The sequence below is a fragment of the Candidatus Megaera venefica genome (assembly GCF_034554655.1).
Taxonomy (GTDB): domain Bacteria; phylum Pseudomonadota; class Alphaproteobacteria; order Rickettsiales; family Rickettsiaceae; genus Megaera_A; species Megaera_A venefica.
Map to the genome: position 1 here is coordinate 1 of NZ_JARJFB010000196.1, position 2642 is coordinate 2642.

Sequence of the window (2642 nt, forward strand, 5' to 3'; positions counted from 1 at the left end):
CTTCAGACACATCAAGATCTTGCTGCAAATATTCATAACCACAAAAATATTGCCAATAAATATTTTCCTTTAGCTCTTCCTCCGTAAACGAATCAGAACCGTTGTACATAGCTTGAAGCATTGATAGTGCTAGCATTACTCTATGATCTTTCTTATTTCTACCAAATTGCTTGATTTCAATGTTAGGCAATGCTCTGGCTTCAAGTTCAGACCAATTTACTAAATCCCTTAGTTTATATAACTTGTTTTTAGGATTTAGTTTTGTAGATAATTTCTCTTCAAATAACCTTTCTTGTTTTTGGAGAAAAGTAATATTTTCTATAGGCATAATTTTAAAATCCGTAAGCTTTATGCGGTAATTATACCATTTTCTTATGGATTTTGTAAGCTGTTTATGACATGAAACCCCTTGTTAATTCAGGCGGGGAGAGTTTTGACGGAGGGACGATTTAGTCTGTGTAATGATATGAATTTGTCTAGCGTTATATAATACCTACATATTTTATCTTATGATTTTCTTAATCTTTAAAATATTATTATTGGAGCTAAGGTTCATGCTATCAAATTGACCAATACCCGAATTAAGCTAATATAGATAATTAACATAGCTAATATTAGTTGTAGAAGAGAAATAGCACGTTCTCCTATATATCAACCCTTAAATACTTATAGAGAGTTTCTCGGCTGATGCCGAATTCTTTAGCAAGCTCGGACTTATTGTTGCCAAGAGCGACTTGTTCCTTAAGTTGTACAATTTGATCGTCGGATAGAGAAGCTTTTCTGCCTTTGTAGGCACCACGCTTTTTGGCAAGCTCTATACCTTCCATTTGACGTTCCTTGATTAAAGTGCGTTCGAACTCCGCGAATGCGCCCATGACCGAGAGAAGTAGATTGGACATAGGAGAATCTTCACCGGTAAATTCTAAGCATTCCTTGATAAATTTAATCTTAACTTGCTTAGCGGTTAAGCCTTTGACAATTTGCCTTAAATCATCAACATTCCTAGCAAGCCTATCCATACTGTGAACAATGACAGTATCTCCATCACGTACATATGCGAGCATTTCTTGCAGAGCAGGGCGATCAACTGATTTGCCAGATACTTTATCTATAAAACTCCTGTCCACTTTTATGCCCTCAAGTTGCCTCTCAAGATTTTGTTCGATGGTACTAACTCTGATATAGCCTATATTTTTGCCGGTCATTAGTTCTATCTTATAACTGTAATTTTTGCCGTTATTTGTGGTTGTAGTTTTAACCAAACTTTATCGGTAGTATGGATTTCCATTTTATAGTAATCCCCTGTTGCTATACATGCTCTATCTCCCAAGGACAATCCATAAGTTTTAGTTATAGTAAGTAGTTTCCCAGCCTTGATGCTTGTATCTTCACAAAAAGGTATGATTTCTGGCACAATATCTTTAATCATTTCGTCAATATCGAGGTCTGATATCCCTGATCTTGCTAAAACGGATACAAGCTCATACAAATTTACTGATGAAATAGCACTATTGGCAATAATATTCTCTATCGTTTCATAGCCAGGTTCTTTTTTTAATAAAGCAATGAGAGCAGACGTATCTAATAAATGTCTCTTATTTTTTGATTTAGAATTTATCTGCATCTTCTGTTCTCATTAGTTTTAATTCTTTTTGTAAATCTATATTTTTATATTTATCTAAAATATTCCTAGCTTTTTCTATATTGGAGTGAAAAGTAGAAACAACTAACTCTGAATCGGAATATTTTATTGAAACTTCATCACCGACATTAAGATGTAGTTTTTTTCTAATCTTAGCGGGAATAGCTAATCTACCATTATTATCAATATAACTTTTTAATGCTTTCATAGGGGGTTATTAGTAATTTATAGTAATTAATATTATTACATAGTATATCATTAGATGAAATGAACTAAAAATGTTTTTTAATAAAAACTGATAAAAATCAAAAATAAGTTAAATTATACTACTAGGAGAGATAATTATCAATATAGGATCTAAAATCTCAAACGGAATATGTCAATTAATGGTAAAAGTGACTCTAAACGGACGGAGAAAGGGGAAGGGTGGTGGTGCCTAGATAGGGTACACTCTAATTAGGCAATGCAGAAACTTTAAATATTATTTTTAAGCTTTAATAATTCTCCTTCTAAATTTGCAACGGAACCCTTTATTCATGGCGTCCATATATGACGGTGCCAGAGATATCAATAGAAGAATTGTTGACTAATTTAACTTGTTGTATTTGTTTATCCATTTCATTAGATTGCAAAAATGAAAAGTCTAATTTTAACACTGGTTCTAATAGTCCGTTATGGAACACACACCCGAACCATTGATCAAGTTTATAAATATACTTGGCCTGGTTGCAGTAATGGTAAATATACTCTTTATCTGGGGGATTATAATTACAGCATATAGCAAGGCCGATATTGTTATATATCAAGCACAGAGTATAATTTTTTTTATTATCTACTGATTTTTCCATGGCAATTGTAATCTCATTTTTTACTAAATTTATTAAGGCCTTATCCCAATCTAAAAGAAAAAAGCCAAAATCAAGTGCGAGGTCGTTCTCAGACTTATTTATATAATCAATTGTTTTTTCCAAGAAAGTGCCAAGAAAAAGGGTTCTCATTC

At 32.7% G+C, this 2642-nt stretch carries 5 protein-coding genes; all 5 read right to left on the reverse strand.

The window, feature by feature from the left end; translation table 11 throughout:
• On the reverse strand, positions 1–328 hold a 328-nt coding region (locus Megvenef_RS08700; protein ID WP_322776028.1), incomplete at its 3' end, for a transposase.
• Positions 329–644: 316 nt separating this feature from the next.
• Positions 645–1205 (reverse strand): recombinase family protein, encoded by a 561-nt coding sequence (locus tag Megvenef_RS08705; RefSeq protein WP_322777540.1) that lies wholly within the window; start codon positions 1203–1205, stop codon positions 645–647.
• 5 nt (positions 1206–1210) lie between these two features.
• Positions 1211–1624 (reverse strand): type II toxin-antitoxin system VapC family toxin, encoded by a 414-nt coding sequence (locus Megvenef_RS08710; RefSeq protein WP_322777541.1) that lies wholly within the window; start codon positions 1622–1624, stop codon positions 1211–1213.
• Positions 1608–1850, reverse strand: a complete 243-nt coding sequence (locus tag Megvenef_RS08715; RefSeq protein WP_322777542.1) for an AbrB/MazE/SpoVT family DNA-binding domain-containing protein — start codon at positions 1848–1850, stop codon at positions 1608–1610. The genes Megvenef_RS08710 and Megvenef_RS08715 overlap by 17 nt, the downstream gene beginning before the upstream one ends.
• A 322-nt stretch (positions 1851–2172) precedes the next feature.
• On the reverse strand, positions 2173–2642 hold a 470-nt coding region (locus tag Megvenef_RS08720), incomplete at its 5' end, for a hypothetical protein (RefSeq protein WP_322777543.1).